Source organism: Kitasatospora sp. NPDC030952, assembly GCF_055571335.1.
Genome location: NZ_JBVIFM010000011.1, coordinates 159,163 through 184,425, shown reverse-complemented (window position 1 = coordinate 184,425; position 25,263 = coordinate 159,163). Strand labels below are relative to the sequence as shown.

Annotated in this window: 24 protein-coding genes and 2 tRNA genes; 4 read left to right on the top strand and 22 right to left on the bottom strand. The window is 71.9% G+C overall.

All coding sequences use genetic code 11. The features are described from left to right. Positions 1-51: 51 nt before the first annotated feature. The 15 genes from ACZ47G_RS20935 to pgsA all read right to left on the bottom strand — a co-directional run bounded on the left by ACZ47G_RS20935 (position 52) and on the right by pgsA (position 13,493). Positions 52-603, bottom strand: coding sequence for an adenine phosphoribosyltransferase (locus ACZ47G_RS20935; RefSeq protein WP_465744691.1), 552 nt, complete (start codon positions 601-603; stop codon positions 52-54). Between the two features lie 27 nt (positions 604-630). After that, positions 631-1,728, bottom strand: a complete 1,098-nt coding sequence (gene secF / locus ACZ47G_RS20930) for a protein translocase subunit SecF (protein WP_465744689.1) — start codon at positions 1,726-1,728, stop codon at positions 631-633. A gap of 4 nt (positions 1,729-1,732) precedes the next feature. Further along, entirely contained in the window at positions 1,733-3,577 is a 1,845-nt protein-coding gene (gene secD, locus ACZ47G_RS20925) for a protein translocase subunit SecD (protein WP_465744688.1), read from the bottom strand. A gap of 147 nt (positions 3,578-3,724) precedes the next feature. Next, positions 3,725-4,132, bottom strand: a complete 408-nt coding sequence (gene yajC / locus ACZ47G_RS20920; RefSeq protein ID WP_380462558.1) for a preprotein translocase subunit YajC — start codon at positions 4,130-4,132, stop codon at positions 3,725-3,727. Positions 4,133-4,391: 259 nt separating this feature from the next. Next, complete coding sequence (gene ruvB / locus ACZ47G_RS20915; RefSeq protein WP_465744685.1) at positions 4,392-5,462, bottom strand: Holliday junction branch migration DNA helicase RuvB; 1,071 nt, start codon at positions 5,460-5,462, stop codon at positions 4,392-4,394. A 136-nt stretch (positions 5,463-5,598) separates the two neighbouring features. Next, entirely contained in the window at positions 5,599-6,210 is a 612-nt protein-coding gene (ruvA, locus tag ACZ47G_RS20910) for a Holliday junction branch migration protein RuvA (protein WP_465744683.1), read from the bottom strand. Next, positions 6,207-6,773, bottom strand: a complete 567-nt coding sequence (gene ruvC / locus ACZ47G_RS20905) for a crossover junction endodeoxyribonuclease RuvC (RefSeq protein ID WP_465744681.1) — start codon at positions 6,771-6,773, stop codon at positions 6,207-6,209. The genes ruvA and ruvC overlap by 4 nt, the downstream gene beginning before the upstream one ends. A 170-nt stretch (positions 6,774-6,943) precedes the next feature. Beyond that, positions 6,944-7,702 carry a YebC/PmpR family DNA-binding transcriptional regulator gene (locus ACZ47G_RS20900; RefSeq protein ID WP_380462562.1) on the bottom strand — a complete coding sequence of 253 codons (759 nt, stop codon included), beginning with the start codon at positions 7,700-7,702 and terminating at the stop codon, positions 6,944-6,946. A 90-nt stretch (positions 7,703-7,792) separates the two neighbouring features. Further along, positions 7,793-8,410 carry a pyridoxal 5'-phosphate synthase glutaminase subunit PdxT gene (pdxT, locus tag ACZ47G_RS20895; protein ID WP_380462563.1) on the bottom strand — a complete coding sequence of 206 codons (618 nt, stop codon included), beginning with the start codon at positions 8,408-8,410 and terminating at the stop codon, positions 7,793-7,795. Positions 8,411-8,505: 95 nt separating this feature from the next. Then, positions 8,506-9,417 carry a pyridoxal 5'-phosphate synthase lyase subunit PdxS gene (gene pdxS, locus ACZ47G_RS20890; RefSeq protein ID WP_380462564.1) on the bottom strand — a complete coding sequence of 304 codons (912 nt, stop codon included), beginning with the start codon at positions 9,415-9,417 and terminating at the stop codon, positions 8,506-8,508. Between the two features lie 128 nt (positions 9,418-9,545). Then, positions 9,546-10,046 (bottom strand): hypothetical protein, encoded by a 501-nt coding sequence (locus ACZ47G_RS20885; RefSeq protein WP_465744838.1) that lies wholly within the window; start codon positions 10,044-10,046, stop codon positions 9,546-9,548. A gap of 88 nt (positions 10,047-10,134) precedes the next feature. Beyond that, entirely contained in the window at positions 10,135-10,503 is a 369-nt protein-coding gene (locus ACZ47G_RS20880) for a 5-carboxymethyl-2-hydroxymuconate Delta-isomerase (protein ID WP_465744678.1), read from the bottom strand. A gap of 139 nt (positions 10,504-10,642) precedes the next feature. Next, entirely contained in the window at positions 10,643-11,818 is a 1,176-nt protein-coding gene (locus ACZ47G_RS20875; protein WP_465744676.1) for a glycosyltransferase family 4 protein, read from the bottom strand. 48 nt (positions 11,819-11,866) lie between these two features. Continuing rightward, positions 11,867-12,829, bottom strand: coding sequence for a phosphatidylinositol mannoside acyltransferase (locus ACZ47G_RS20870; protein ID WP_465744674.1), 963 nt, complete (start codon positions 12,827-12,829; stop codon positions 11,867-11,869). A gap of 16 nt (positions 12,830-12,845) precedes the next feature. Next, entirely contained in the window at positions 12,846-13,493 is a 648-nt protein-coding gene (pgsA, locus tag ACZ47G_RS20865; RefSeq protein WP_380462568.1) for a phosphatidylinositol phosphate synthase, read from the bottom strand. Positions 13,494-13,898: 405 nt separating this feature from the next. On the opposite strand from pgsA, the gene ACZ47G_RS20860 reads away from it, so the two are divergent. Beyond that, positions 13,899-15,947 carry an elongation factor G-like protein EF-G2 gene (locus ACZ47G_RS20860; protein WP_465744671.1) on the top strand — a complete coding sequence of 683 codons (2,049 nt, stop codon included), beginning with the start codon at positions 13,899-13,901 and terminating at the stop codon, positions 15,945-15,947. A gap of 23 nt (positions 15,948-15,970) precedes the next feature. On the opposite strand, the gene ACZ47G_RS20855 is transcribed toward ACZ47G_RS20860, so the two are convergent. Next, positions 15,971-16,414, bottom strand: coding sequence for a thiol-disulfide oxidoreductase DCC family protein (locus ACZ47G_RS20855; protein ID WP_465744670.1), 444 nt, complete (start codon positions 16,412-16,414; stop codon positions 15,971-15,973). 199 nt (positions 16,415-16,613) lie between these two features. Here ACZ47G_RS20855 and ACZ47G_RS20850 point away from each other — a divergent pair, with 199 nt between their 5' ends. After that, positions 16,614-18,260 carry a hypothetical protein gene (locus ACZ47G_RS20850; protein ID WP_465744668.1) on the top strand — a complete coding sequence of 549 codons (1,647 nt, stop codon included), beginning with the start codon at positions 16,614-16,616 and terminating at the stop codon, positions 18,258-18,260. 75 nt (positions 18,261-18,335) lie between these two features. Here the strand turns inward: ACZ47G_RS20850 and ACZ47G_RS20845 are convergent, their stop codons facing one another. The 4 genes from ACZ47G_RS20845 to ACZ47G_RS20830 form a co-directional block, all read right to left on the bottom strand. After that, on the bottom strand, positions 18,336-18,896 hold the full coding sequence (locus ACZ47G_RS20845; protein WP_188302446.1) for an HIT family protein: 561 nt from the start codon (positions 18,894-18,896) through the stop codon (positions 18,336-18,338). 81 nt (positions 18,897-18,977) lie between these two features. Further along, positions 18,978-20,957: a threonine--tRNA ligase gene (gene thrS / locus ACZ47G_RS20840; protein ID WP_465744666.1), complete on the bottom strand. Its 1,980-nt coding sequence runs from the start codon at positions 20,955-20,957 to the stop codon at positions 18,978-18,980. Positions 20,958-21,053: 96 nt separating this feature from the next. Then, positions 21,054-22,220 (bottom strand): hypothetical protein, encoded by a 1,167-nt coding sequence (locus ACZ47G_RS20835; protein ID WP_465744664.1) that lies wholly within the window; start codon positions 22,218-22,220, stop codon positions 21,054-21,056. A 32-nt stretch (positions 22,221-22,252) separates the two neighbouring features. Beyond that, complete coding sequence (locus ACZ47G_RS20830; protein WP_465744662.1) at positions 22,253-22,807, bottom strand: DUF4365 domain-containing protein; 555 nt, start codon at positions 22,805-22,807, stop codon at positions 22,253-22,255. Between the two features lie 150 nt (positions 22,808-22,957). On the opposite strand from ACZ47G_RS20830, the gene ACZ47G_RS20825 reads away from it, so the two are divergent. After that, positions 22,958-23,725, top strand: coding sequence for an exonuclease domain-containing protein (locus ACZ47G_RS20825; protein ID WP_465744660.1), 768 nt, complete (start codon positions 22,958-22,960; stop codon positions 23,723-23,725). Positions 23,726-23,788: 63 nt separating this feature from the next. Here the strand turns inward: ACZ47G_RS20825 and ACZ47G_RS20820 are convergent. Next, positions 23,789-23,860, bottom strand: a tRNA-Val gene (locus ACZ47G_RS20820). Between the two features lie 211 nt (positions 23,861-24,071). Then, a tRNA-Val gene (locus ACZ47G_RS20815) sits at positions 24,072-24,143 on the bottom strand. Between the two features lie 435 nt (positions 24,144-24,578). Here ACZ47G_RS20815 and ACZ47G_RS20810 point away from each other — a divergent pair. Further along, positions 24,579-24,992 (top strand): SsgA family sporulation/cell division regulator, encoded by a 414-nt coding sequence (locus ACZ47G_RS20810; RefSeq protein ID WP_030056266.1) that lies wholly within the window; start codon positions 24,579-24,581, stop codon positions 24,990-24,992. The last annotated feature ends 271 nt before the right edge of the window (positions 24,993-25,263 follow it).

The window sequence follows — 25,263 nt, the reverse complement described above, 5'->3', positions numbered from 1 at the left end:
GCGGAAGGGCGGCGGTCGGATGATCCGACCGCCGCCCTTCCGTCATGCGCTTCAGACCGTGACCAGCGTCTCCAGCGGAGCGTCGCCCAGGTGCCCGGCCAGCCGCTCGCGGCCGTCCAGGAAGCCCAGCTCCATCAGCACCACGACGCCCGCCAGCTCGGCGCCGGCCTCCTTCACCAGGTCCAGCGAGGCCCCGATGGTGCCACCGGTGGCCAGCACGTCGTCCACCACCAGGACCCGCTCCCCGGGCGCGAAGGCGTCGCACTGCACCTCCAGCGTCGCCGAGCCGTACTCCAGCTCGTACGAGCGCCGGAACACCTCGCCGGGCAGCTTGCCCTGCTTGCGGATCGGCACGAAGCCGAGTCCGGCCGCGACGGCCGCCGGAGCCGCCAGCACGAAGCCGCGCGCCTCCAGGCCCACCACCTTGGTCGCCCCGAGCGCGTGCGCCCGGTCGGCCAGCGCCCTGGTGAGGGCGCCGAAGGCCTCGGCGTCGGCGAGCAGCGGCGCGATGTCCTTGAACAGCACACCCGGCTTCGGGTAGTCCGGGACGTCCCGGATCCGGCTGTTCAGCAGCTCGGCCAGTGCGGTGTCGGCGGTGGTCACGGTTCTGTCCTCAGGGTCGGGTTCGGGTCAGCGCTTGGTGGACGGACGGCCCTTGGCACGCGGGGTGCCGGCCGCGCGGCCGCGCTGACCGACCATACCCGCAGGCTGGTCGTCCTCCACGGCCTCGTCCGTCGCCGCCTCGCCCGAGGCCTCCGCCTTGGCGGCCGCGGCCCGGTGCTGCAGGACGCGCTTGCGCAGCGCCTTCATCTCCGGCTGCTCCTCCTTGAGCTGCGCCAGCAGCGGGGTGGCGACGCAGATCGAGGAGTAGGCACCGGCCGCGAGGCCGATGAACAGCGCGAGCGAGATGTCGTTCAGGGTGCCGGCGCCCAGCAGGCCGCCACCGATGAACAGCAGCGCGGCGACCGGCAGCAGCGCCACCACGGTGGTGTTGAGCGAGCGCACCAGGGTCTGGTTGAGGCCCGCGTTGGCCGCCTCGCTGTAGGTGAGCTTGTTCTGCTTGGTGAGCCCCTTGGCGTTCTCCTTCACGGTGTCGAAGACGACGACCGTGTCGTAGAGCGAGTACCCGAGGATCGTCAGGAAGCCGATCACCGTACCGGGGGTGACCTCGAAGCCCACCAGGGCGTAGACGCCGATGGTGATCAGGAGGTCGTGGATCAGCGCGACCAGGGCGGCCAGTGCCATCCGCCACTCGAAGGCGATCGCCAGGTAGACCGTCACCAGGACCATGAAGACGACCAGGCCGGTGAGCGCCTTGTTGGAGATCTGCTTGCCCCAGCTGGGGCCGATCACCTGGGCCTCGACGGTGTCCAGCGGCACGCCGAGCTTCTGCGAGAGCTGCGCGCGGATCTCGTCCGAGCTCTTCTGCTCGTCGGTGCTGACCTGGATGCGGATCTTGTTGTTGTCCGTCGACTGCACCAGCGGGTGCGAGGAGACGATCCCGTCGGCGGTGTCCTGCGCCTGCGAGACCGTCAGGCCCGGCTTGGTCACGGTGTAGACCGAGCCGCCCTTGAACTCGATGCCCAGGTGCAGGCCCATGGCCAGACCGATCGCCGCGACCAGCACGATCACGCCGGAGATGGAGTACCAGAGCTTGCGGCGCCCGACGAAGTCGAAGCTGACCTCGCCCTGGTAGAGCCGGTGGCCCAGATTGGAGAAGCGCGACACGGTGTCAGGCCTCCTTCACGGCGGCAGAGGAGGGGTTGCGACGACGGCTGCTGCGCAGCGGCGGGCGGGCGCCCAGCCGCTTCGGGTCCACACCGGACCACGGGTGGCCGTCGGAGAAGAACTTCCGGCGGGCCAGCAGCGTGATCATCGGCTTGGTGAAGAGGAAGATCACCACGACGTCCAGCGCGGTGGTCAGACCCAGGGTGAACGCGAAGCCCTGGACCTTGCCGACCGAGACCACGTAGAGCACCGCGGCACAAAGGAAGGACACGAAGTCCGAGACCAGGATGGTGCGCCGGGCCCGCGGCCAGGCCCGCTGGACCGCCGGGCGCAGCGGGGCGCCCTCGCGGACCTCGTCGCGGATGCGCTCGAAGTACACGATGAAGGAGTCGGCGGTGATACCGATCGCGACGATCGCACCGCAGACCGCCGGCAGGTTCAGCGCGAAGCCGATCGCGTTGCCGAGCAGGCTCATCAGCGAGTAGGTCAGGATCGCCGAGACGATCAGACCGGCGATCGAGACCAGGCCGAGGCCGCGGTAGTAGATCAGCGAGTAGGCGACCACCAGCAGCATGCCGATCGCGCCGGCGACCAGGCCGGCCTTCAGCTGGTCGCTGCCCAGCGCCGGGGAGACGGTGGTGATGTCGCCCTTCTGGAACTCCAGCGGCAGCGCGCCGTAGCTCAGCACGTTGGAGAGGTCCTGCGCCTCGGGCTGGGTGAACTGGCCGGTGATGACCGCGCTACCGCCCGCGATCGCACCGTTGACCTGCGGGTGCGAGACGACCTCGTTGTCCAGCACGATGGCGAACTGGTTGGTCGGCGGGGTCTGGGCGGCCAGCTGGGTGGTGACCTTGGTGAAGGCGTCGGTGCCGGTGCCGTTGAACTGCAGCTGGACCTGCCAGCCGGCACCGGTCTGGGTGTCGAGGCTGGGCTGGGCCTTGGAGACGTCCGAGCCCTTCACCGCGACGGGGCCGAGGGCCAGCTTCTCGTAGTAGCCGCCCTTCGCGGGCTTCTGCGAGCAGGCGACCATCGCCTTGTCCTCGGCACCGGTCTGGGCCGCGCGGGCCTCCGGCTTGGTGCAGTCGAGGTCGGCGAACGCGGCCTGCAGCTCCGGCGGGACGGTGCCCTGGGTCATCGCCGCGGTCAGGTCGGCGGCGCTCGGCTGGGTGGGCTGGGCACTCGGCGCGCCGGAGGCGGACGGGGCGGCCGAGCCGGTGGCGGACGGGCTGCCGGTGACGCCGGTGGCGGCGGGGCTCGGGCTGGAGCCCTCGGCGGCCAGCGCCTCACCGACGGAGCGGCCCTGCTTGGTGGCGCTCGCACTGGCGGAGGCGGTGGGCGCGTGGCTCGCGGAGGAGCTCGCACCGGCGGAGGCGGTGGCACTGCCCGACGGGGCGGCGTTCGGGGTGCCCGAGGCGCCCGCGGACGGGGAGCCGGTGGGCGCGGGCGGGGTCACACCGCTGGGCGCCACGGCCAGGACCGGACGGAAGAACAGCTTGGCGGTGGTACCGACCTGGTCCGCCGCGTTCTGCTTGTCGCCGCCCTTGGGGATGTTCACGATGATCGTGTCCGAGCCCTGGGTCTGGACCTCCGCCTCGGAGACACCCATTCCGTTGACGCGGCGCTCGATGATCCCGACGGCGATGTCCATGCTGGACTTGTTGATCGCCTTGGGGTCCTTCGACTTCGCGGTCAGCGTGATGCTGGTGCCGCCGGCGAGGTCGATACCGAGCCGGGGCTTGGTACTGCCCGTCCCGAACATGAGGGCGACCAGTCCGACGGTGACGACCAGGATGAGGGCCAGCGCCCGCCCTGGGTAGCCGTCGCGCGGGCGCGACTTGGGTGTTGCCACCTTGCTCGTTTCTCCCTGTCCATGCCACTTTCCCGACCGGACCCCCGTCCGGCTCGTGGCGGGACGGGGGCATGGCGGGTGTGCGGCCCTGAGGTCCTGTGGGCTCGCGGCAATGTGCCGCGCGGCCGGGCGGGTTACCCAGCCGTACTACTTGCTCGCGGGAGCCCCGCCCTCGACATCGCCCTTCTCGGCGCTGTCCTTGGTCAGCGTCAGCGGCTTGTCCTCGACCGGCGCGGCGTCGGCGTCCTCGGCCTCCGGCTCGGACAGCTCGTCGTCGGCGGGGCGACCGTTGATGATCGCGTCGTACTCCTGGGGGTCCAGGACGGCCGCGATGGCGCTCTTCGTGAAGTGGGTGATCACGCCGGGCGCGATCTCCAGCTCAACGGTCTCGTCGTTGACCGCCTTCACCTGGGCGTACAGGCCGCCGATGGTGCGCACCCCCGCCCCGGGCTCCAGCGCGGACTGCATCTGCTGCGTCTGCGCCTGGCGCTTCTTCTGCGACCGGAACATGAGCACGATCGCGATGATCGGGAGGAGAAGGATGATGAGGTTCACTGCAGCCAGGGTCCTTTACGGGCCGCCGGCCGGCGGCCTGTGTGGTATGGGTCGGCCCGTCAGGTGAGAGGGGCGGTCCGGCGGAGTCTAGGCGACCCCGAACTGATCGGACAACGCCAAGCATCGCATCCTGCCGCCGAAAGTGGCGACCCTCCGCCTGCACGGATTCCCCGGACTTCTCCCCCGCCTCCTCCAAGGGGCACAGCGCCGGGAGGGGTCGGGAACGGCCGCCGCCTCTCACCCGTTCGGCCGAGAGCGGTCAACCCGCGTCCGGCCGGAACAGCTCCGGCTGGGGCGGCACACTGCCACGGGTGGTCTGGACCGGTGGGGTCATCCCGAGGTGCTGCCAGGCGGCGGCGGTGGCGATCCGCCCGCGCGGGGTGCGGGCCAGCAGGCCCTCCCGGACCAGGAACGGCTCGGCCACCTCCTCGACCGTCTCGGACTCCTCCCCCACCGCGACCGCCAGTGTCGACAAACCGACCGGGCCGCCGCCGAACAGCCGCAGCAGCGCGTCCAGCACCGCACGGTCCAGCCGGTCCAGACCGCGGGCGTCCACCTCGTAGACGTCCAGCGCCTGGGCGGCGATCCCGACGGTGACCACCCCGTCGTGCCTGACCTGCGCGTAGTCGCGGACCCGGCGCAGCAGCCGGTTGGCGATGCGCGGGGTGCCCCGCGAGCGCCCCGCGATCTCGGCCGCGCCGGCCGGGTCTATCTCCACGTCCAGCAGCGCGGCCGAGCGGTGCACCACCTTCTGCAGCTCGGCCGGGGCGTAGAACTCCATGTGCCCGGTGAAGCCGAAGCGGTCGCGCAACGGCGGCGGCAGCAGCCCGGCCCGGGTGGTGGCGCCGACCAGGGTGAAGGGCGGCAGCTCCAGCGGGATGGCGGTGGCCCCCGGGCCCTTGCCGACGATCACGTCGACCCGGAAGTCCTCCATCGCCATGTAGAGCATCTCCTCGGCCGGCCGGGACATCCGGTGGATCTCGTCGAGGAAGAGCACCTCGCCCTCGGTGAGCGAGGAGAGGATCGCCGCGAGGTCCCCCGCGTGCTGGATGGCCGGGCCGGAGGTGATCCGGATCGGGGCGCCCAGCTCGGCGGCGATGATCATGGACAGGGTGGTCTTGCCCAGCCCGGGCGGGCCGCTCAGCAGCACGTGGTCCGGCGCGCTGCCGCGCTTGCGGGCCGCCTGGAGCACCAGGGACAACTGCTCGCGCACCCGCTCCTGGCCGATGAACTCGTCCAGGAGCTTGGGGCGCAGCGCGGCCTCGACCGCCTGGTCCTCGCCGTCGGCGGCGGCCGTGACCAGCCGGTCGGCGGGTTCCGAGTCGTACATCCTCGCGGGCTCCAGAGTCTCCGGTGTCGATGGTGTCGATGCTGTCGAGGGTGTCTGCGCTGTCGGCACTGTCGGCGGCGTCGACGGCGTCGACGATATCGATGATGTCGACAAACAGACAGGTCGTCAGGTGGGTTCAGCGGGCCCGGTTGAGGCCGCGCAGGGCGAGCCGCAGCAGCGCGCCGACGTCCGTGGTCTGCTGCGCCTCCGCCTCCGGGGTGACGGCCGCGACCGCCTCGTCCGCCTCGCGCGGGGCGTAGCCGAGGCCGGTCAGCGCCGAGTGCAGCTGCTCGCTCCACGGCGCCGGGCCGCTCGCGATCGGCTTCTGCGCGGGCACCGCGCCGTGCGGGGCGCCCAGCTTGTCCTTGTACTCCAGCAGCAGCTTGGCCGCCTTCGCCTTGCCGATGCCCGGCACCGCGACCAGCGCCTTCTCGTCCCCGCCCGCCACCGCGGCGCGCAGCGCGTCGGGGCTGTGCACGCCGAGGATCGCCTGGGCCAGCTTGGGGCCGACGCCCGGCGCGGCCTGGAGGATCTCGAACACCGACCGCTCGTCGTCGTCCGCGAAGCCGAACAGGGTCAGCGAGTCCTCCCGGACCACCAGCGAGGTCGCCAGCCGGGCCGGCTCGCCCAACCGCAGGCCGGCCAGGGTGTTCGGGGTGCACTGGACGGCCATGCCGACCCCGCCGACCTCGACCACCGCGACACCGGAGGCGATGGCCGCCACCGGCCCTTGCACGAAGGCGATCACCGACTACTGCCTTTCACGGAGAAGGAGCCCCTCGGGGCCGTGGAGCGGGCGGCCTGGGCGGCCTGCGCCGCGGCCTGCAACCGGTTGGTCGTCCCGCCGCGCCAGATGTGGCAGATCGCCAGTGCCAGCGCGTCGGCGGCGTCGGCCGGCTTGGGCGGGGCGTCCAGCCGCAGCAGGCGCTGCACCATGGCCGTGACCTGCGCCTTGTCCGCCCGGCCGGAGCCGGTGACGGCGGCCTTGACCTCACTGGGCGTGTGCAGGGTGACCGGGATGCCGCGCCGGGTGGCGCAGAGCATCGCGACCGCGCTCGCCTGGGCGGTGCCCATCACGGTACGGACGTTGTGCTGGGCGAAGACCCGCTCGACCGCGACCAGGTCGGGCCGGTGCTCGTCCAGCCAGGCCTCCAGGCCCTGCTCGACCAGCAGCAGCCGCTGCCCGATCTCGGCGTCGGCCGGTGTGCGCACCACGCCCACCCCCGCCATCCGCAGCGGCCGGCCCGGCGCACCCTCGACCACGCCGACCCCGCACCTGGTCAGCCCCGGGTCCACACCCAGCACCCGCACGTCACGCCCCGCCTCTCTGCGACCCGCCACCGTCACTCGCCCCGGTGCCCCGCCACTTACGGCGAGGACCTGCGAAGGCTACCGCCCGGGTCCGACAATCCCGCCGACGACACCGGCCCGGCGGTCCTGGGACCACCGGGCCGGGCAGTGAGAACGATCACCGGGGACCGTTACTCGGCGTCGAGCTGCGCACCGACCTCGTCGGAGATGTCGAAGTTGGCGAAGACGTTCTGCACGTCGTCGCTGTCCTCCAGCGCGTCGATCAGCTTGAGGATCTTGCGGGCGCCGTCGACGTCCAGCTCGACCTGCATGCTCGGGAGGAAGTTGGCCTCGGCCGAGTCGTAGTCGACGCCGGCGTCCACCAGCGCGGTGCGCACGGCGACCATCTTGGAGGCCTCGGAGACGATCTCGAAGGAGTCGCCGAGGTCGTTGATCTCCTCGGGCTCCTGGTCGAGGACGACCTCGAACAGCTTGTCCTCGTCCACGCCGTCAGCCTTGGGGACGACCACGACGCCCTTGCGGTTGAACAGGTACGACACCGAGCCCGGGTCGGCCATCGAGCCGCCGTTGCGGGTCATCGCGACGCGCACGTCGGAGGCCGCGCGGTTGCGGTTGTCGGTGAGGCACTCGATCAGGACGGCGACACCGTTCGGGCCGTAGCCCTCGTACATGATGGTCTGGTAGTCGGCGCCGCCGGCCTCCAGACCGCCACCGCGCTTGACGGCGCGGTTGATGTTGTCGATCGGGACCGAGCTCTTCTTCGCCTTCTGGATGGCGTCGTAGAGGGTCGGGTTGCCCGCCGGGTCGGGCCCGCCGGTCCGCGCCGCCACCTCGATGTTCTTGATCATCTTGGCGAAGAGCTTGCCGCGCTTGGCGTCGATCACGGCCTTCTTGTGCTTGGTGGTAGCCCACTTAGAGTGGCCGGACATCGCCAGCTCCTTTACGTCGCCATTTGGAAATGAACAGATGAGATCTTACCGGTGTCGTCACCGGTGGGGCGCACACGGCTACGCCGGGGCCTACCGGGTGGCGAGGTGCTCCTCGACCATCTTCACGAAGTAGGCGTGCACCCGGTGGTCGCCGGTGAGCTCCGGGTGGAACGAGGTGGCCAGCAGGTTGCCCTGGCGCACGGCCACGATCCGGCTCTCCGGGCCGTCCGCGCCGGGCAGCTCGGCCAGCACCTCGACGCCCGTGCCGACCGCCTCGACCCAGGGGGCGCGGATGAACACGCCGTGCACCGGGGCGTCGTCCAGGCCCTTGAAGGCGATGCCGGACTCGAAGGACTCGTTCTGGCGGCCGAAGGCGTTGCGGCGCACCGTCATGTCGATGCCGCCGACGGCCTCCTGGTCCTCCCGGCCGTCGAGGATCTTGTCGGCCAGCATGATCATGCCCGCGCAGGTGCCGTACACCGGCATGCCGGCGGCGACCCGCTCGCGCACCGGCTCCATCACGCCGAACAGCAGCGCCAGCTTGGACATGGTGGTGGACTCCCCGCCGGGGATCACCAGCGCGTCGACCTCGGCCAGCTCCTCGGCACGACGCACCGGACGGGCGAGCGCGTCGGCCTCGGCCAGCGCCACCAGGTGCTCGCGGACGTCGCCCTGCAGGGCGAGGACACCGATGACTGGAGTGCTCACGGTCTTCAACCTCAATCGATCGTTACCTACGGAAGGACGCGGCACGGCCCGCCGCACACCGAAGCGCTGCGGCGGGCCGGCTCGGAGAGGGGTGGCTACCAGCCGCGGTTGGCGTAGCGCTCGGTCTCCGGCAGGGTGTCGCAGTTGATGCCGACCATGGCCTCGCCCAGGTTGCGGGAGGCGTCCGCGATGATCTTCGGGTCGTCGAAGAAGGTGGTGGCCTTCACGATGGCGGCGGCGCGCTTGGCCGGGTCGCCCGACTTGAAGATGCCGGAGCCGACGAAGACGCCCTCGGCGCCCAGCTGGCGCATCAGCGCGGCGTCGGCCGGGGTGGCCACGCCACCGGCGGAGAACAGCACGACCGGCAGCTTGCCGAGCTCGGCGACCTCCTTGACCAGCTCGTACGGGGCGCGCAGCTCCTTGGCGGCGGCGTACAGCTCGTTGTTGTCGAAGCCGCGCAGCTTGGCGATCTCGTTCTTGATCTGGCGCAGGTGGCGGACGGCCTCGACGACGTTGCCGGTGCCGGCCTCACCCTTCGAGCGGATCATGGCCGCGCCCTCGGCGATGCGGCGCAGGGCCTCGCCCAGGTTGGTGGCGCCGCAGACGAAGGGGGTGGTGAAGGCGAACTTGTCCGAGTGGTTGACCTCGTCGGCCGGGGTCAGCACCTCGGACTCGTCGATGTAGTCGACACCCAGCGACTGCAGCACCTGGGCCTCGACGAAGTGGCCGATCCGGGACTTGGCCATCACCGGGATGGAGACCGCCTCGATGATCTCCTCGATCATGTTCGGGTCGGACATGCGGGCCACGCCGCCATCCTTGCGGATGTCGGCCGGAACCCGCTCCAGGGCCATGACGGCCACCGCGCCGGCGTCCTCGGCGATCTTGGCCTGCTCGGCGTTGACCACGTCCATGATCACACCGCCCTTGAGCTGCTCGGCCATGCCGCGCTTGACCCGGGCGGTACCGATCTGCGGCTGGTCTGCGGTGGTGGGGGTGGTGGACACGTGAGACCTCACTCGAAGATGAACCAGTGCTATCGCCCTATGGTAGGCGGAACGGGTGGGCCAACCATGCGCCACCAAGTCCAGCCCGGACGACGGGATGCGACATTCGGGCCGTATCCGGGGACAGCCTAAGCAGGCGCTCCCTCCGGCGTAAGAGCGGGCGGCGGAGCATCGTCCATCTCGAAGGCCATCGGGAACGGCGCCTTGCCCGCCAACCGGAAGTACCGCACCAGCCGGTGCTCCCGCACCGCCCGGGCCGCCCGCACCGCGTCGTTGTGGAACCGACGGGCCATCGGCACCCGGCGCACGGCGGCCGTCAGATCACGAACCGCCTCCTCGCCCCCCGGCTCGGCCACCAGCGCGGCCACCTGCTCCGACTCCTCGAACACCGCCCGCAGCGCCAGGCTCAGCTGGCTCTCCGCCACCTCGCGCTGCTCGTCCTCGGCCTGCCGGGCCGCGTGCGCCGCGTCCAGAAGCAGTAGTGAAGTGGCCGGATCCAGTAGCGAGGACGTCGCCAGCTCCATCGCCACCGAGGCCCGGCGGACCAGTTGCGCGTCCAGCGCCGCCCGCGCGGCGTCGATCCGGGCGTGCAGCCGGTCCAAGCGGCCGGCCGTCCAACTCAGGTACATGCCGAACAGCACCACGGCCACGCCGGCCCAGATCCAGGTAGTCACGGGCCGCTACGTTACCGGGTGTCACCGGCCGCCCTGCCCGGTGTCAGCCCCGCACGGTCCCGTTGCGGTAGCTGCCCCGGTCGATGTCCGCGATGTTCACCGCGGTGAACAGCCTGGTCCCCGGCAGCGGCCGGACGTGCTGCGCCAGCAGCGCCACCACGCCCTCGCTCAGCGCCGCCTTCGCCTCCGGCGTACGGCCCGGGAACACCTGGAACTCGACGTACACCTGGGCGTCGCCCACCACCCCGGTGGTGCCGACCACCAGTTCCTCGCTCTGCCGGAACACCGTCTTGCAGGACTCCGGCTTCGCGTCGATCGTCTCCTCCGCCAGCCGGTTGATCGCCAGGCCCAGCGCCCGGCGGTCGAAGGTCCCGGCCAGGCTGGACGAGTAGTCGACGGAGATCTGCGGCATCGTTCCCCCATGGGTCTCGGTGGTGCGGTCGGCCCGACCCTAACCCCACCGACACCCGGCCCCGCGGAAGCCCCCGGCGCTCAGGCCCTGTCCGGCGGATCCTGCCGGACAGGGCCTAGCCGGTCGCTCCTCGCTGTCGTCAGCGGCGCGTCCACCGGCTCGGAGCGCTGCGCTCGTCCTCCTCGACCACCGCCGCCGCCCCGGCCGTCACCGTCTCGTACACCGCCAGGATGTCCGCCCCGACCGTCGACCAGTCGAACCGCCGCACGTGCCGGGAGGCCGCCTTGCGCAGCTCCTCCAGCCGCCCCGGATCCCCCAGCAGCCGCAGCGCGGTACGGGCCAGCGCGTCCGCGTCCTCCACCGGGAACAGCTCGCCGGCGTCCCCGCCGTCCAGCACCTGCTTGAACGCGTCCAGGTCGCTGGCCAGCACCGGGGCGCCCGCCGACATCGCCTCGACCAGGATGATCCCGAAGCTCTCGCCGCCGGTGTTCGGCGCCACGTACAGGTCCACGCTGCGCAGCAGCCGGGCCTTCTCCCGGTCCGAGACCATGCCGAGGAACTCCACCCGCTCGCGGACCTCGGGCGCCAAGCCCGCCACGGCCTCCTCCTCGTCGCCCTTGCCCGCGACCAGCAGCCGCACCCCTGGCCGCTCGGCCAGGATCCTCGGCATCGCCGCCAGCAGCGTCGGCAGGCCCTTGCGCGGCTCGTTGATCCGGCCGATGAAGCCGATCGTGCCCGGCTCCCCCGCCGCCGCGCCGCCGGTCCAGCGCTCGTCCGGCTCGGCGTCCGCGAAGAACCCGACGTCCACGCCGTTCGGGATCACCACCGCGTCCCCGCCCAGGTGCTCCACCAGGGTCCGCCGGGCGTACTCCGACACCGCGATCCGGGCCCGCATCTTCTCCAGCCCCGGCTGGAGGATCGGCGAGGCCGCGATCATCGCCCGCGAGCGCGGGTTCGAGGTGTGGAAGGTGCCCACCATCGGCCCGGTGGCCGACCACGCGGCCAGTATCGACAGGCTCGGCGAGGTCGGCTCGTGCACGTGCAGGATGTCGAAGCGCCCCTCGCGCAGCCACCGCCGCACCCGGGCCGCCGACAGGATGCCGAAGCTCAGCCGCGCCACCGACCCGTTGTACGGCACCGCCACCGCCCGCCCGGCCGAGACCACGTACGGCGGCAGCGCCTCGTCGTCCTCGGCCGGCGCCAGCACCGACACCTCGTGCCCCAGGCCGATCAGGTGCTCGGCGAGGTCCCGGATGTGGAACTGCACCCCGCCGGGGACGTCCCAGTCGTACGGGCAGACGATGCCGATCTTCACGGGTTCCTCAAGCTCCTTCGGAAGGTCGTGCGGTGCTACGGGCTGGGCTCAGGCCCCGGAGGCCTCGGCGGGCTCGGCCGCCGGCTCCGGCGCCGCCCCGGGGCGCCCGCCCCCCACCGTCTCACGCGACGGCAGGTCGGCCGGCCAGAACTTCTGCAGCATGTGCCAGTCCTGCGGGTGCTCGCTGATCCCGCGCTCCCACACGTCCGCGATGGCCTGGGTCATCGCCAGCGTCCGCGTCTTGCGGTCGCCCTCCTCAGGCACCGGCACCTCCGGGTGGATGGTCCCGCGCAGCACCGGGCCGTCGTACCAGAGCGTCGCCGGCAGTAGCGCCGCCCCGGTGCGCTGGCACAGCGCCGCCGGCCCGGCCGGCATCCGGGTCGCCTCGCCGAAGAAGGACACCTCGATGCCCGCCTCCGAGAGGTCCCGGTCCCCCACCAGGCAGACCAGCTTGCCCGCGCGCAGCCGCCGCGCCAGCGTGCCGATCACGTTCACCCCGCCACCGGTCAGCGCCAGGACCTCCATGCCCTGGCCCTCCCGGAACTCGACGAACCGGTCGAACAGCCGCTCCGGCTTCAGCCGCTCGGCGACCGTGGTGAACGGGTGGCCCAGGTGCGCTATCCAGGTGCCCGCCAGGTCCCAGTTCCCCATGTGCGGCAGCGCCACCACCACGCCCCGCCCGGACTCCAGCGACTCCTTCAGATGCTCGACGCCGTCGATCCGGACGTCCCGCAGGACCCTCTCCCGGCTCCACACCGGCAGCCGGAAGGACTCCATCCAGTACCGCAGGTACGAGCGCATCCCGGCCCGCGACAGCCGCCGCAGCGCCGCCTCGTGCAGCCCCGGGCGGACCCGGCGCAGGTTCGCCTCCAACTGCCGCACCCGCGGACCGCGACGCCGCCAGGCGTAGTCCGCCAGCCGGTCGAACAGCCACCGCGCCACCGGCTCCGGCAGGTGCTTCAGCACCGCCCACCCCAGCGCATAGGCCCAGTACACCAGTCGGTCCTTCACCGCAGGACGCCCCCCATCAGCTCCCGGCCGCCGCTCGGTCGGCCTCGAACGCCTCGCGGCGCACGGTCAGCATCCGCTGGAACACCGTCACCAGGCTGCCCGCCGCCACCAGCCACAGCGCCACCGGCAGCAGCCACTCCACGTACGGCACCCCGAACGTGTGCAGGCCGGCCACCCCGGCCGCGACCAGGCTGATCACCAGCCGCTCGGCCCGCTCCACCAGCCCGGACACGTCGCACGGCAGGCCCTGGCTCTCCGCCCGCGCCTTGGTGTACGACACCACCAGACCGCTGGCCAGGCAGAAGATCGCGACCGCGCACAGCAGGTTGTTGTCGCCCTTGCCCGCGTACCACATCGCCAGGCCGCCGAAGATCGCCGCGTCCGCGACCCGGTCCAGCGTGGAGTCCAGGAAGGCCCCCCACTTGCTGGTCCGGCCCAGCTGCCGGGCCATGTTCCCGTCCACCAGGTCCGAGAAGATGAACAGCGTGATCGTGATGGTGCCCCAGAAGAACTCCCCACGCGGGAAGAACACCAGCGCACCGGCCACCGAACCGGCGGTACCGATCAGCGTCACGGCGTCCGGGCTCACGCCCAGCCGGATCAGGAACGCGGCGAACGGGGTCAGAACACGTGTGAAGAAGGCACGCGCGTATTTGTTGAGCATGGCCTTCCCAGCCGCTCCGATTCTCCCGGGTACCCGCCTGGCGCAGCACGCGCGGCAGACGGCCGGACGAATGAGCACGCCCGGCGCACCCATCGTAGCCACGCCCGGGACACCCTCCGTCGCACGCACCGCCGCAGGGGCACCCCGGCAACGGCCCCCACACGTACGGTCACCGACACGCGCCCCGCCCGCCCCGACCACAGGCGTGCTGCGCGGATCGTCCTGGGGCCCGCGGCGCCGGGGCACGCACCTCGCCGCGTTGTCGTCGGTCGCCCGATGCTCCGCATCGCCTCCCTCCTCCGCCTTGCGATGCACGCACCCCAACGCCGCAGCCTCGCCCAGCCTGATCCGCGCAGCACGCCTAGACTGCCAAGGACAGCCTCGGCGCCACGGGAGGAGACCCCGATGCCCGACCGCAGCACCGGCCGAGCCGGCCAGGCACCCGCCGTCACCGGCCCGCAGGACCTGCGCAACGTCGTCCTCGTCGGCTCCAGCGGTGTGGGCAAGACCACCCTCGCCGAATCCCTGGCCCTCGCCGCCGGCGCCACCGGCCGCGCCGGACGCGTCACGGACGGCACCACCGTCTCCGACCACGAGTCCATCGAGCACCAGCAGCAGCGCTCCGTCCAGCTCTCGCTGCTTCCGCTCGAGTGGAAGGGCGTCAAGATCAACCTGATCGACCCGCCCGGCCACCCCGACTTCGCCGCCGACCTGCGCGCCGCCCTGCACGCCGCCGACGCCGCCGTCTTCGTCGTCTCCGCCACCGACCCGGTCACCGCCCCCACCCGCGCGCTCTGGCGCGAGTGCGCCGCCGAGGGCATCCCGCGCGCCATCGCGGTCGCCAAGCTCGACCTCGCCCGCACCGGCTTCGACGACATCCTCACCAGCTGCCACGACGCCTTCGAGCTCGGCCCGGACACCCTGCGCCCGCTCTTCCTGCCCGTCCTCCACGACGGGCACCCCGACGGCAGCGTCGACCTCCTCACCGGCGACACCTACGGCGAGGCCGCCCCGCTGCCCGACACCGGCCCCGCCCACGACAGCCTCGTCGAGGCCATCTCCGGCCAGGACGACACCCTCATGGAGCGCTACCTCTCCGGCGACCCCCTCGACACCGACGCCCTCGAAGCCGGCCTGCGCCGCGAAGTCCTCGCCTGCGCCCTCCACCCCGCCGTCCCCACCAGCGACAACGGCCTCGGCGCCGCCGAACTCCTCGACCTGATCGCCCACACCTTCCCGAACCCCACCGAGCGCACCCGCCCCGCCCCCGACTGCGACCCCGACGCCCCGCTCGCCGCCCAGGTCGTCCGCGTCACCGGCGACGCCTACGTCGGCCGGATCAGCCTGCTGCGCCTGTACGCCGGCACCCTGCGCCCCGACAGCCGGATCCACCTGGTGGGCCCCGCCCACTCCGCCGACCAGAACGGCGACGAACGCGTCACCGGCCTCACCAGCCCCTTCGGCAAGCTCCAGCGACCCGTCCCGCACGCCGTCGCCGGCGACCTCGTCTGCGCCGCCAAACTCACCACCGCCCGGGCCGGCGACACCGTCCACGACCCCGGCCACCCCGTCGAACTCGACGGCTGGACCCTGCCCGAGCCCCTGCTGCCGATCGCCGTCGAAGCCCACAGCAAGGCCGACGACGACAAGCTCTCCCAGGCCCTCACCCGGCTCACCGCCGAGGACCCGGCGCTACGGCCCGAACAGAACCCGGACACCCACCAGCTCGTCCTCTGGTGCACCGGCGAGGCCCACGCCGAGGTCGTCCTCGAACGGCTGCGCACCCGCCACGGCGTCCACGTCGACACCGTCGAACCCAAGGTCGCCCTGCGCGAGACCTTCGGCAGCGCCGCCGCCGGCCACGGGCGCCTCGTCAAGCAGTCCGGCGGCCACGGCCAGTACGCCATCTGCGATCTCGAGGTCGAACCCCTCCCGGCCGGCTCCGGTTTCGAGTTCCAGGAGCACGTCGTCGGCGGCGCCGTCCCCAAGCACTTCATCCCCTCCGTGGAGAAGGGCGTGCGCGCCCAGCTCGCCAAGGGCGTCGCCACCGGCTTCCCGCTCGTCGACGTCCGGGTCACCCTCACCGACGGCAAGGCGCACTCCGTCGACTCCTCCGACGCCGCCTTCCAGAACGCCGCCGCGCTCGCCCTGCGCGACGCCGCCGAGCACGCCGTCATCCGGCTCCTCGAACCGGTCGCCGCCGTCAGCGTCCTGCTGCCCGACGACTACCTCGGCGCCGTCCTCGGCGACCTCTCCGCCCGCCGCGGCCGCGTCCTCGGCACCGAGATCGGCGGCCAGGGCCTGACCCTGCTGCGCGCCGAGGTCCCCGAACTCGAACTCGTCCGCTACCCGGTCGACCTGCGCTCGCTCACCCACGGCACCGCCGAGTTCTCCCGCGCCTACCTGCGCCACGAACCGATGCCCACCGCCCTGGCCGAGCGCTACACCGACTGACCGCCCGCTACAGCGGTCGGCCGCTACACCGACGGGGCGGGCTTCCGGTTCGGCAGCGCACACGCCGCCGTGCCCCCCGGCATCCGGTGCCGGTTGCGCGACACCCAGCGGTACACCACCGCCGCCACCGGCCGCACCGGCGCCAAGGTCAACACCGCGCCCAGGTACGCCCACGCGCCCCCGGTGCGCAGCAACAGCCGCGCCACCGCCTGCGCGCCCCCGTACACCCGGCCCGCCGGGGTCACCCACAGCACCTCGCGCTCGGCCCGCTCCGCCGACACCTCACCCAGGCCGCCCGCCACCGCGTCCAGCGCCGGCAGGTCCGCGAACTGGAACGGCACCGCCTCCCAGCCACCCGAGGCCAGGGTCTGCCGCAGGAACCTCTCGCCCCAGCGCACACAGGACGAACAGAACGCGCAGTCCCCGTCGAAGACCAGCACCGGATCCTTCACGACAACCCCCTTCATCGACGTCACCCTCCATCCTGCCCCACCTGACACCGTCGTCCCGCGCGGGCATCGACCCCGCCGAAGCTGGGCATCATGCCTCTCAAGCCCTGGTGCGGCCGGAACGCACCGGTTCGTGACGGTACTTCAGACGATCATCCGCGCAGGGGTGCCACGGCACGGTAACCTGCCGCTGACAAGGGGAGGAGCAGACGCCACCGTGGCCACACTCGACATGACCCCGGGTGCGCAGATACCCCGGACCGACGCCGGCCCGCAGACCGCCGTCACCCAGGCACTCTCCTCGGCCGCCTACCGCGACGGCGAGATCGACAAGTTCGTCACGGACGTCACCGACGTCACGGCGAAGAAGGGCCGCTTCGCGCTCTTCCGCCCCAACCTCGGCGAGGCCTTCAGCAAGGCGCTGATCTCCCGTGCCCTCGGCGGCGACCGCAAACCCCTCGTCCCGTCCTTCGGCGTCGACACCCGCCAGGTCGTCGAACACTGCCTGGCCGCCGAGGAATTGCGGCACGCCCGCGACCGGCAGCTCAGCACCGTCACCGTCGTCACCGGCCTGCTCTTCCTCCCCGGCACCCTGGTCTGGCTCGGCACCTTCCAACTGCGCGCCTGGCTCAAGCGCGACAACGCCCGCGGCGCCGACACCTTCGGCGCCCTCGCCCTCATCGCGGCCGCCGTCCTGGCCGGCTTCCTGCTGCTGCGCCCCCCGGCGGCGGGTGTCCTGGGCATCTACCTGCGGATCACCATGCTCGCCCCGGTCCTCGGCTGGTACCTCGCCCGCCGGATCGTCGAGCGCTCCGCCAAGGACCTCCGCACCCGCTGGCAGGACCTGGTCGAGGGCAGCACCGTCGCCGCCAGCGTCGCCAAGGCCGTCCCCCGCGACGACCTGGACAAGAAGGCCAACGAACTGCGCGACCGGCTCGGCCGGCTGGACGCCGAGCAGGAGACCAACGTCCACCACTACGCCGGCCCGAAGGGCATCCTCGGCGCCGGCCGCCGCTGGGGCGAGTGGCGCCTGGCCGACACCCTCCACCCCGCCGAGGGCCACGCCGACTTCCGCGCCTTCCACCCCTGGGACCTGGTCCGCCGGATCTCCGCCCACCTCAAGGGCCTCGGCGTCAGCCACGTCGCCAACAGCGGCATCCCCAATGTCGCCATCAAGCAGTGGGCGGTCTTCGACATCAGCGAGGGCGCCGACGAGATCAGCCGCCCCGGCGGCGCCGACATGGACGGCGAACGGATGCGCGACTTCGCCGTGCAGAGCCTCGCCGACAAGCAGACCTTCCCCGGCGGCCCCCGGCACTACCTGGCCACCCAGTTCATCACCCACGACGGCAAGCTGGTCATCACCTTCACCGTCACGGTGACCCTGCTCGCCAACGTGCTGAGCATCGCGGTGGCCGGCTACGCGCTCGGCCCGGTCAAGGGCGTCTTCTTCGACAAGCCCAAGGACAAGGAGAAGAAGATCCCCAAGTCGGTGAAGTTCTGGGAGGAGCGCACCGTCACGCTCCCCCTGATCGACAACGACGAGGTGGTCCGCCAGGCCGTCCGCGCCCCCTTCCACAAGATGCCCGGCCTGCTCGGCTGGCTCGGCGGCGGCCTCGGCCTGCCCGAGCCCTTCGGACTGCGGCACTCCTGGGTCGGCACCGCCTGGAACAACCGCTCCATGGTCGACAACGCGATGAACGCCTCCGTGCCGGTGCTCAGCGCGGTCCACGCCGCCACCCTGGAGTTCCTCCAGGAGCACGACCTCGACGCCGACCGCTTCTTCAAGACCCGCACCTCGATCATCAAGTCCGAGGCGCAGGGCAGCCGCCCGTACAAGGTCGACGAGTTCAACGCCGGCTGACCGGAACGTACGCGAAAGGGGCCTGGCCACCGAACTCGTCGGTGGGCAGGCCCCTTTCGCGTACGCCCGGGCCGCTCAGCCCTGCGGCCAGACCTCGGCCAGCATCTTGCGGGTGTCCGCCAGCAGCTGCGGCAGCACCTTGGTGTGGCCGACCACCGGCATGAAGTTGGTGTCGCCGCCCCAGCGCGGTACCACGTGCTGGTGCAGGTGCGCCGCGATCCCGGCCCCGGCCGCCGTGCCCTGGTTCATCCCGATGTTGAACCCGTGCGCCCCCGAGGCCGCGCGCAGCGCGGTCATCGCCCGCTTGGTGAAGTCGGCCAGCTCGACCGTCTCCGCCTCGTCGAGGTCGGTGTAGTCGGCCACGTGCCGGTACGGGACCACCATCAGGTGCCCGCCGTTGTACGGGTACAGGTTCAGCACCGCGAACACGGCGCTCCCCCGGGCGATGATCAGCCCCTCCTCGTCGCTCAGCGACGGGATCGAGCAGAACGGACAACCGTCGTCCGGAGCCGGGCCGGTGGGCTTGTTCTCACCCTGGATGTACGCCATCCGATGGGGGGTCCACAGGCGGCGGAAGCCGTCCGGCTCACCGACACCCCGCTGCAGTTCCGGCTCAGTCGTCATGCTGATCAGCATATTCGCCCGACGGTGCTTGCAAAGCCGCGCGGGGCAGACTCATCAAGAGCCTGCCCCGCGCGTGCTGGTCCGCCTACGGCGTCACACCTGGATGCGGTTCTTCACCGCGTCGACGATCTCCTGGACGGCGTCCGCGACCGGAACGCCGTTCTTCTGCTCGCCGTTGCGGTAGCGGAACGACACCGCACCCGCCTCGACGTCGTCGTTGCCGGCGATCAGCATGAACGGGACCTTGGTCTTCTGCGCGTTCCTGATCTTCTTCTGCATCCGGTCGTCCGAGGTGTCCACGTCGACCCGGATCCCGTGCTTCTTGAGCTCGGCCGCGACCTCCAGCAGGTACGGCACGTGCTCGTCGGTGATCGGGATGCCGGTCACGGTGACCGGGGCCAGCCACGGCGGCATGGCGCCGGCGTAGTGCTCCAGCAGCACCGCGAAGAACCGCTCGATCGAGCCGAACAGCGCGCGGTGGATCATGACCGGCCGCTGACGCGAGCCGTCCGCCGCGGTGTACTCCAGGTCGAAGCGCTCGGGCAGGTTGAAGTCGAGCTGGATGGTCGACATCTGCCAGGTACGGCCGATGGCGTCCTTCGCCTGCACCGAGATCTTCGGACCGTAGAAGGCCGCGCCACCCGGGTCCGGCACCAGCGGCAGGCCCTGCTTCTCGGCCACGCTCGCCAGGACGCGGGTGGCCTCCTCCCAGGTCTCGTCGCTGCCGACGTACTTGACCGGGTCCTTGGTCGACAGCTCCAGGTAGAAGTCGGTCAGACCGTAGTCACGAAGCAGGTTGAGCACGAAGGTCAGCGTGGAGTCGAGCTCCTCCGCCATCTGCTCGCGGGTGCAGTAGATGTGGGCGTCGTCCTGCGTGAAGCCGCGGGCACGGGTCAGGCCGTGCACCACGCCGGACTTCTCGTAGCGGTACACCGTCCCGAACTCGAAGAGGCGCAGCGGCAGTTCACGGTACGAGCGGCCGCGCGCGTCGAAGATCAGGTTGTGCATCGGGCAGTTCATCGGCTTGAGGTAGTAGTCCACGCCCTCGTCGAGCTGCATGGGCGGGTACATACCGTCCGCGTACCAGTCGAGGTGGCCGCTCTTCTCGAAGAGCTTCCCCTTGGTGGCGTGCGGGGTGTAGACGAACTCGTAGCCCTCTTCCTCGTGCCGCTTGCGCGAGTAGTCCTCCATCGCGCGGCGGATGATGCCGCCCTTGGGGTGGAAGACGGCGAGGCCGGAGCCGATCTCCTCGGGGATGGAGAAGAGGTCGAGCTCGTTGCCGAGCTTGCGGTGGTCGCGCTTCTCGGCCTCGACGAGGAAGTCGAGGTGGGCCTTGAGCTCGTCCTTGGTCGGCCAGGCGGTGCCGTAGATGCGCTGCAGCATCGGGTTCTTCTCGCTGCCGCGCCAGTAGGCGGCCGCGTTGCGCATCAGCTTGAACGCCGGGATGTGCCGGGTGCTGGGCAGGTGCGGGCCGCGGCAGAGGTCGCCCCAGCACTGCTCGCCGCTCTTGGCGTCCAGGTTGTCGTAGATGGTGAGTTCGCCGGCGCCGACCTCGACGTCGGCGCCCTCGCCGGCGGTGGCGGCGGAGCCCTTGAGGCCGATCAGCTCGAGCTTGTACGGCTCGGCGGCCAGTTCCTCGCGGGCGGACTCGTCGGTGACCACGCGGCGGGAGAACTTCTGCCCGCGCTTGATGATCTCCTGCATCTTCTTCTCGATGGCCTTGAGGTCATCGGGGTGGAAGGGCTTCTCGACGTCGAAGTCGTAGTAGAAGCCGTCCTTGACCGGCGGCCCGATGCCGAGCTTGGCCTCGGGGTAGAGCTGCTGCACGGCCTGGGCCATGACGTGCGCGGTGGAGTGGCGCAGGATGTCCAGGCCGTCCTTGCTGTCGATCGCGACCGGCTCGACCTCGTCGCCGTCCTGAACGGCGTAGGCGAGGTCCTTGAGCTGGCCGCCGACCCGGGCGGCGATGATCGAGCGGTCGTCGGCGAAGAGCTCGGCGGCCGTAGTGCCCGTCGTCACCACGCGCTCTTCCCGATCGGGTTCGCGGCTGATGATTACCCGGACGTCCGTCACCGGTCTCTCCTGACGTGCTGGATTCAGAGGACGCAACACTGCGCTGCGCGTGACGATGGTACCGAGAGCGCCACCCGCGCCGCTCACCTGCGTCCGCTACGCCCGCTCGCCCCCGTCCTGCAGCCCCTTGAGCAGCCGCTCGCGGTCGCCGTCCGCCCAGCCGCACAGCTCCAGGCCGTGGGCCCGGGTCAGTCGGCGGAAGCCGTCGCGCCGCTCCAGCCGGCCGGAGACCCGGACCGGGACGCCGGAGAGGTGGGCCTCGACGGCGAGCCGGTAGTCGGGGTCGGCCAGGCGCACCTTGAGTTCGCGGACGTCGGCGCCGCCGAGCACCCGCAGCCGCACCGCGCCCGGTCCGGCCGGGTCGGCTCGCTTGAGCCGGACCACCACTCCGACCACGGTGACGTCGACGGCGGGTTCGAGCCGTTCCAGCAGGTCGGCGGCCTCGGCCAGGGCGGGGAGGTCACCGGGCGAGAAGTCGAGCTCGATCCGGCGGTCGCCGAAGCCGCCCGGGGTCCCGGCGGCCGGCGACCAGGCGACGGTGAGCCGGGCGGCGGTCGCGCCGCGCACCAGGTCCTCGACGGACTGGACGAGTTCCCGGCTGACCCCGGAGCGGACGGCGTTCTCCAGGGCCTCGGGCCCGCCGCTGACCCGGCGGTAGTCGACCGCGTCGCGCAGCGCCTCCAGCGCGCGGACCAGGGTGGTGACGGCGCTCCGGCCCTCGGGGGCGGGGGTGTAGGCGGTGAGGGCGGCGCCCTGTTCGACGGCCCCCTGCTCGACGACCATGACGCGGTCCAGGTAGTCCCCGGCCAGGCCGTCCAGCCGGGCGCCGAAGTAGGCGGCGGTGGTCCGGCCGGCCTTGGCCCCCGCGGCGAGCATCGCGCGTGCCGCCCGCTGGAGCCGCTCGGCGTCGTCCCAGGGGGCGGCCTCGGCGGGGCCGGGCAGTTCGCGGCGCCAGCACAGCTCGTCGCCGGGGACGGCGAGGGCGAGCAGGATCGACCGGGCGGAGGGGGTGCGGGAGCGGGAGAGCGCGGTGACGGCGTCGGTGAGGAGTTCGACGGCGTCGTCGAAGCCGTCCGCGGTGGGGATGAGGAGACTGGTGCCGGGTTCGCCGTCCGGCGGGGTCCAGCGGCCGTACCGGGCGGTGGGGCCGCCGCGCCGGACCCAGCCGTGCCGGGCGAGCAGGGTGGCGAGCACCGCGGGGTCGACGGTGGCCGGGTCGGGCAGGGCCCGGGCCGGGTCCTGCGGTCCGTGCGGCAGGGTCATGGGCGTGCTTCCTCGCTGCCGGGGCCGGGCGGTCACGGGCTCTCGCCCGCGCCGACCCGGGCCATGATGTCGCAGAGCGCGCGGTCGTCGAAGACCTTGTCGATGGGCACCCGGACGTTGGTGCGCCGCTGCCCGGTGACGGGGTGGCCGGCCAGGTTGACCCAGTAGCAGCAGTGCCGCAGTTCGAGGGCGTCCGGGCGGGCCAGGAGCCACTGGTCGACCCGGCGCGGCAGCAGCATCACGACCAGGATGCGCGGGACGGCGACCCGGGCGCGGGCGAGCTTGCGCAGGTGGTCGTTGTCCAGGGTGAAGCTGAAGAACGGCCCGGCCGGATCGGGTGCGATCTGCTGGGTCGCCTTGAGCTGGATCTTGATGGTGACCTCGTCGTCCACCTCGTGCGCCCGGGAGCCGTGGCTGACCTGCCAGTCGATGCCGTTGTCCGGGAACGGCTGGGAGAGCGAGCAGCCGGCCGCGGCCGCGACCGCGTGCAGATAGCCGACCTGCAGCGTCTCCATGCAGGCGGTGACCGCGAGGTTCCCCCTGAGTGCGGCCGCCGCCCCATCGGGCTGCGGCTGTGTCAGTGCCATCGCCCCGTGGCCTCCCCCGGCTCCGGGCCCGTCCGGATTCGGACGGAGCGCCCTTGGGCAGGATCCCCGGTCGGGACTGGGCCAAACGGGTTGAGCGGGCGTCAGAACCGGGTATCACCAGGGCGCGGAACGCACGCCTGAGGGGCAGTCATGCAGCAGCACTGGTACACCGGCCCACTCGCCTCCTTCGACACCGAGACCACCGGCGTGGACGTGGAGTCCGACCGGATCGTCTCCGCCGCCCTGGTCGTCCAACTCGCCCCGGGCACACCGGCTCAGACCACCACCTGGCTCGCCGATCCGGGCGTGCCGATCCCGGACGGCGCCCGCGCCGTGCACGGCATCACCGACGAGCAGGTCCGGACGCACGGCCGCCCGGCCCGCACGGTGGTGGCGGAGGTCACCCGCGCCCTGGCGGCCCAGGCGCGGGCCGGCCGGCCCGTGGTGGTGATGAACGCGCCCTACGATCTGACGCTGCTGGACCGGGAGTTGCGCCGCCATCACGGACTGGCGCTGAGCTCCGGGCTGGACGGCGCCGGGCTGGTGGTACTGGATCCTCGGGTGCTGGACAAGCACGTGGACCGCTACCGCAAGGGCCGCCGGACGCTGACCGACCTGTGCGCCCACTACGGCGTGGACCTCGCCGGGGCGCACGACGCGGCGGCGGACGCGACGGCGGCGCTGTCCCTGATCCGGCGAATAGGTGCCCGCTACCCGGCGGCGCTCGGCGGGCTGACGGCGGCGGAGCTGCACCTGCGGCAGGCGGTCTGGCACGCGGCGCAGGCGCGGGGCCTGCAGGCCTGGTTCGACCGCTCGGGGACGCCGGAGCGGGTGGACCTCTCCTGGCCGCTGCGCCCGGCCCGGTGCGTCTGCGGCCGACGACTGGAGCCCGAGCACGGTTGCGAGGCCGCCGCGTAGCCGACCCCGAACGCGCCGCAGGCCCTGACCGGTTTCCTGGTCAGGGCCTGCGTGCTGTCCGGGTGGGCGATACTGGGATCGAACCAGTGACCCCTTCGGTGTGAACGAAGTGCTCTCCCGCTGAGCTAATCGCCCGGGCAACGAGAAGAACTGTAGCACCATTCGGGGGCAGTCGTACAACTCGGTCTTCCGGAGTACGGCCGACACATCCACAGATCTCCCGCTCCGGACGGAAGATGACTGGGCCTCAGACGGATTTGCCGCCGTTACCCCGGATGGATTCCGGAAATACATGTGAGGCCCAGCCGATAATCGACTGGGCCTCACATATCACAATGCATTCCGGTGGGCGATACTGGGATCGAACCAGTGACCCCTTCGGTGTGAACGAAGTGCTCTCCCGCTGAGCTAATCGCCCGGGTGCAGGGAAAACATTACCGCATCCCGGAGGGTGCTCCGAACACCCTGCCCACCCACCCGCCCCTCCCCCGGCCCCAGGGCCCCAGGGGCTCGTCCGTACGGTCCAGCCCCGGCCCCACCGCTCCACCGGCCCCGTCCGCGCGCACGACTCGTCGGGCCCGGCCGCACCACCCGCTCCCCTGTTCCCGGCCCACCCGACCCCTTCCCGCGAGCCGGCCGCATGACCCCGTACACGTCACCCGGAAACCGCCCGAGAAGAACCGCCGGTAATGCCCCGGGCGGGTACTCCGTGCCGATTCCGCAATGCGCCGTAAGGGGTACGACTCGCGCCCGAATCGGGACAGAGGGGTTTACATCGGTCTTGGGGGTGGGATGGTCCGTTCGCCGACGTGCGAATCCCCGAGCGCACACTGAGCGAAAGGCCATGGCGCTTATGAACACCACGGTCAGCTGCGAGCTGCACCTGCGCCTCATCGTGTCCAGCGAGTCCTCACTGCCCGTCCCCGCGGGCCTGCGCTACGACACCGCCGACCCCTACGCCGTGCACGCCACGTTCCACACGGGCGCCGACGAGACCGTGGAGTGGGTGTTCGCCCGAGATCTCCTCGCGGAGGGGCTGCACCGACCCACCGGTACCGGCGACGTCCGGGTGTGGCCGTCCCGCAGCCACGGGCAAGGGGTGGTCTGCATCGCACTGAGCTCTCCGGAAGGAGAAGCCCTGCTGGAGGCCCCGGCCCGGGCGCTTGAGTCGTTCCTCAAGCGGACGGACGCCGCGGTGCCCCCCGGCACCGAACACCGTCACTTCGACCTCGACCGGGAGCTGTCCCACATCCTCGCCGAAAGCTGACCCCGACCGGAGGCGGTCCAGCCCCGCTGTCGGCGGGGCCGAACTCCCTGCCGTCACCGCAGCCGTCCTACTCGGGGGCACGGCAGCGGACTCAGCCGCGCACGACGCGGTCTCGGGGCCGGTGAACGGCCCGCTCCCACCGGAGCGAGGGCCACAGCACCGCAGGCGCCCGGCAACAAAGGCGAGCCCCCCCCCAGGGTGGCCGGGCCCAGGAAGGGGGGCCCTTCCGGCTTCCGGGGGGGAGAGGAGACAAAAAAGGGGGGGGCTTGAG